This is a genomic window from Methylobacterium sp. V23 (assembly GCF_002917135.1).
In the GTDB taxonomy this organism is placed as follows: domain Bacteria; phylum Pseudomonadota; class Alphaproteobacteria; order Rhizobiales; family Beijerinckiaceae; genus Methylobacterium.
Map to the genome: position 1 here is coordinate 1 of NZ_PDHT01000081.1, position 5,347 is coordinate 5,347.

At 57.8% G+C, this 5,347-nt stretch carries 1 protein-coding gene and 1 pseudogene; one reads left to right on the forward strand and one right to left on the reverse strand.

Going from position 1 to position 5,347, the window contains the following annotated elements; all coding sequences use genetic code 11:
• Nucleotides 1–4,802: peroxidase family protein (locus tag CRT23_RS27070; protein WP_146056552.1), on the reverse strand; the 4,802-nt coding region annotated here is incomplete at its 3' end.
• Between the two features lie 241 nt (nucleotides 4,803–5,043).
• On the opposite strand from CRT23_RS27070, the pseudogene CRT23_RS27085 reads away from it, so the two are divergent.
• A pseudogene (locus CRT23_RS27085) lies at nucleotides 5,044–5,169 on the forward strand (IS3 family transposase); the annotation flags it as partial.
• Nucleotides 5,170–5,347 lie beyond the last annotated feature (178 nt).

Genomic DNA, 5,347 nt, shown 5'->3' on the forward strand with positions numbered 1-5,347 from the left:
CCTCCGCCTGTGAGGGTGTCGTTGCCCGCCAGACCATCCATCGTCCAGTTCGAGGCGTTCGGGACCGCGAACACATCAGCGTTTGGTGTGCCGACAAAGCTTGTAGTGGCGGGGGCTTCCACCACATCGGTGACCCCAATGGTGAAGTTAGTATCTGAAAACAGCCCGCCGGCATCGCTGGCCCGCACCGTCACGACATGGCTGGTGGCGGTCTCGAAGTCGAGCAAGGCCCCGTTGGCTACGCTAACCACACCGGTGACGGCATCGATGGCAAAGCGTCCACCGGCATCGTTGAACAGCGTGTAGGTCACGCTGCCGCCCTCTGGGTCGGTGGCCACCGCCGTCAGCCCCACCAGCGTACCGGTGGCGGCGTTCTCCGCCACCTGGTTGGCCGCCACCGTGTTGCTGTCGGTCGCCGCAGCCGGTGCTTCGTTCACATCGGTGACCCCGATGGTGAAGTTAGTATCTGAGAACAGCCCACCGGCATCGGTGGCCCGCACTGTCACGACATGGCTGTTGGCGGTTTCAAAGTTGAGCAAGGCCCCGTTGGCCACGCTGACCACACCGGTGAAGGGGTCGATGGCAAAGCGTCCACCCGCATCGTCGAACAGGGTGTAGATCGTGCTGTCGCCGTCCGGGTCGACGGCCACCGCCGTCAGCCCCACCAGCGTACCGGTGGCGGCGTTCTCCGGCACTTGATTGTTCACCGCATTGCTATCAGTCGCCGTACCCGGTGCGTTGTTGACGGGCGTGACCGGCAAGAGGTCTTTGACCGCGAACGTCCCGTCCAAGAATTTCAGCTGCTCAATATTTCGCAGGCGGTCCGTTCCGTCCGAGGCAAGCCCAGCACTGACGATGGCATGCACAACGGTGATGCTGCCATCAGCGTTCCGGCTGAAGTCATAATTGGAGAGCGAGTCACCGAAGACCGCGGTGTCAACATCCGTGTTGGCAACGCCCGTGGTGACGATCTCTCGCACAATCTGGAGTTGGCCCGGGTTGATCGTTCCGGACAGCAACTCCCCCTTGATGGCATTCAGACTGTTGACAGATTTTAGGATGTTACCCGTCCCATCCTTATTCTCATGCACCGCGATCCGCACATTGAGCCAAGCGTCACCGTCGATTACGTCGTCACCGAGATTGCCTCGGATCACATCGCTGCCAGCGCCTCCCAGCAGGATTTCATTACCAGCATCAGCTGGATCGAACACGACATCGTCGGGCCCGCCTACTGGCGCATTCAGGAGAGTTCGCAGCCCGTCGATCCGGTCCACCCCGGCCTGGGTGAGCCTGTTGTCGAAGTTCTCCCCCAGTATCAGCTTGGAAGCGCCCGTCAGGGTGTCGTTCTTGTTCCACCCTGACAAGCCTTCGACCGAGTCGAAGCGGTCGCGAAGGATCAGAGCGGGGCGAGTATCAAACGGCGTGATCCCAAGGTCGGAGTTCGCGGCGTTTTTGTCATCCTTGTGAATGGCCCAATCGAAGCCGTCCATGCCGTTGTTGCGCTGGATACCAGGCCCCTCGAACATGATGTCATCGCCGGCCTCACCGTCGTAGTCGGTGTCATTCCCTTGGCCATTAAGTACGTCGTGGCCGATGATGGTGCTGTTGAAGAAGAGCTGCGAGTTCTCTCCTGAGAGGCCATCGAAGCCTTCGCCACCCTCTATCCAGTCGTCGCCCTCGTTGCCCATGAGATTGTCGGCGGCGCTGCCTCCGAGGACGAAGTCGTCGCCCCGGCCCGCAAAGACCTCCTTCGTGTCGGTGCTGCCAGTGATGAAATCCTTGCCGCCACCGCCGAACAGAATGTCGAGACCAGGTCCGGCACTGATAACATCATTGCCTTCGTCTCCGCGAAGGAAGTCGTCGCCAAACGGATCGACGATGATATCATCGCCGTCCCCGCCGAAGACCTGGTCAGACTCACTCTGTGCATTGAGGTAGTCGTTACCGCCGTCGCCCCAGAGCGTATCGATGCCTCGGTCACCGACAAGCCTGTCGTTACCCTCGGTCCCGCCAAGCACCACGTGCTCACCACCGGTGAACTTCAGGACGCCACCATCGGCCTGACCGTCGTGGTCGACATCAGCACCCGGTGCGACTCGAACTACTTTGGGGACTTGCGCCTGCTGAACGGGGTCTGGGTTCTTTGGATCCGCGCTGCCGATTGGGTTAAAGCTTTGATCTGCATTGAGGCCGGTGATCTGCTTAACGAGTGGATCAAGTTCAAGGGTATAATCAACGGTGTCGAACAGGTTGCCTGCAAGATGGGTCGCGTGAAGATCACCCAAGTCAGAGTTTCGCATCACCAGCTCGGAGAAGGTGTTCTTCTCCAGCTCGTTGAGCAGATTTAGGCCCTGAGTGCGGCTCAGGTAGTAGAAACGATCGCCATTTTGGAGCTTCTCCAGCTGGTTTTCGAAGACAAAGTTGAAGGTTGTGCCCAACATGCCTCCGAATTCCATCTTCGATTCAGCGAGGCCTCCGATCCAGAAGTCGACATCGTTCAACCCAGTCTCTGTTGAAGCCCAAGTCCCCGTGTGGTTCAGGAAATCCAGCCGGTCGTCAGGCGCCGTTTCACTTGCATCAATTTGGCCGTTTCCATCAAGATCGAAGTTGCCAAGAACAAGCAGCGTTGCGGCGTCACGCTTGGCCTCCAGCGTCGTCGCTGACGTGACGCTGGTATGGGTGCCATAAGCGGCAATGAAGCTGACGATCGAGAGCGGATTTTTGATGTTTGCGGTGAAGTCGGACCAACTCACATAAGGCTTGAGTGCAACATCGCTCGTCGCCTCATAGAACTGCTCACGGGCATGGTTGAACGACGGAACACCCTGCTCGCGCGCACGCGCCATGTTCAACGCGGGGAGGTCAAGAGGTAGTCCGAGCAGGTTGTTACGGAGTGCGTCGGTGACGAACTCGTCGATCTCGTTGCCGAGCTGCCGCGTCATCCCGCGGATGATCGCCCCAGTCTGCTCCTCGACGGAGGCTCCGCTCGCCTTAAACTCCAACGGATTGAGGAAAGCCTCGATGAGGCCGACATCGTCACCGTTCAGGTCCTTGTCCAGGCGAGACACGGTTTCGGTCAGCATCGAATGACCGAACCGATACACAACGTGTGCGAATTCGGCCACGATCGAGGGATCGAGATCGGGGCTGTTGGTAAAGACAAAGGGGTCGACGTTAGGCTGAACCTTGCGTGCGAACTCCTCGAAAACAAGGTGCTGGTACTCCATCTCTGTCGCGAACTTCGCGGACTGGAATAGGCGCTCGCCATCCCAATTCAGTGCATCGATCCCCGCGGCGGTGGTCGGAATCTCTGCCTGTGCAATGGGTGTCAGTAGCCATTCATTGATAAACGCTAGATCCCCCGACGCGATGATTGTGTCCTTGTTGGCTTCGACGATCCGATTGTGTTCGGAGTGGAAAATCGTATGGACAGCCGTCAAACCAATGTTCTCGTTGCCGCGGCCGTCGCCGGTAATGAAATGAGCATCGAGTAACTCGTTGTCGTATTCACCGGGGGCTACACCGGTAAGATGATCGCCAACCGTGTTGTCACTGTCCGCTGTTAACGCTCCTGTCCGACCGTCAGGGAGCCGACCCACGGGGGCTGCGGTCGCCGCAATATCGTCAAGGAATGCGTGACCTGTGAGAATGGCATTGGCAGGGACCGGCAGGCCACCGGCTACACCCTCGACGTAGGTTTCACCTCCTGGATTAGCGGCGCCATTCGTGTCGATGGCGATCTGCGCAAAACCGTTCGGTCCGCGTTTGAGTTCGCCATATTGATCCGTCAGGAGAAGAGGAACATTCAGTACGTCTTTGTCAGTTAGCGTGATACCGAGGTACGTTTTGGCATTTTGCTTGACTTCAGCCCAGTTAGCGATCGCGTGGTTGGAGGTGCCGTCTGGATTTTTACCGTCCAAGAGGTGTCCCGTTGCGACCGCTTTGCCATCCAGACCAAATTTATATTCGCGAAGAAAGGCTTGATGCGAGGCGTGCGACGTATAGGTCTGATTCTGATCGATCCAACCCGTCGTTGTGTTTGTGGCAGAAGGTTGCCCTGCTGCGTCGGTCGTAGGCGTTGCCCGCGAGAGTGCCATGAAGCGCAATTGGGGTGGCAGGTCGTCGGCGTTCCCCAGGATGTGGTCGTTTCCAGCGATGAGCGGGTCGTCATCCTTTAAGGGAATGTAGACGGTGCCGTTGCCGCCCTTGGTCACGAGATCAAGGCCATGGTCGAAGAACTGACCAAAGAACGTCATCCAACCATTGAAGCCGGGCGACAGGCCAATGTCTGGTGAGATGTTGGGAATGAATGAAAGTTCTTCGTTGGTTGGGATGTAGTCGTCCGGCGGCGAGGCGCCATTATGCGCATCCTGATAGGCCGCGATGGACAATGGGTTTGCATGCCAGGCGGCGACCGCGGCCGGATTTGTGTTCGTCTGATCCGAGATCAAGTTGCTGATCGTGCGCGGATTCGAATCGACAACGCTGCCGGCGTTTTGGTAGTTGTTGTTGGTGATTGAGGTGGGCCCGCCGGGACTAAATGACCCCGAATTTGTGTTGGTAATGTACTCGGGCGGCAGCAGACGGGGGAACGGGTTGTCTGCAGCGCCAAATTCATTGCCACCGGGAAGCAGGTTGTTCTCGCTTCCATCGACGGCCCTCAAGCCGTGCGGTAAGATCGCGTAATCGGCCCCAATTATATCCTGTAAGCTTTCGCCCGCCGCATGCCTCTCAGCAATTTTGATTTGCGCGAGGATGAAGGACAGATCGTCCAAGTTTACAGTAAAATTGGCAGGCATCGCACTCTCCCAGATTTCGAGCTAATTGCGCTAGTGAGCAATCTCCATCCCGTATCTGAATAACATGAGATTTTAATAACAAATTAGGAAATTTGGATTAGTCACTGTGCGCTTGAGGTTTAGTGCCGGACTAAACACTGGGGCTTTTGCGCCTTTGCGAAGTGACCATCCGCCCTGATTTGACCGGCCGGCGTTCGACCGTGCTGATTGAGAGGATCAGCCAGGACCGAAGGAGTCGGACATGCGGCGAGGTCAGAAGACGGGTGCGGAGCAGGTGGTGCTGAAGCTGCGCCAGATTGAGGTACAGACGGCCCAGGGCAAGAGTTTGGCCCTGGCCTGCAAGGACGCCGAGATCTCCGAGCAAAGCTCAAAGACGAATGCCCGAAGCAGGAGATTTTCTGTTCGCTCAGGGAGGCACAGACTGTGATCGGGATCTGGCAAAACACGTACAACCCCGTCCGGCCGCACTCCTCCCTAGGCTCGGGACTCATAACCAGTAGCTGACGGTAGCAGCGATGCAGACGGCAGCCAGGTAGTTGGTGGCC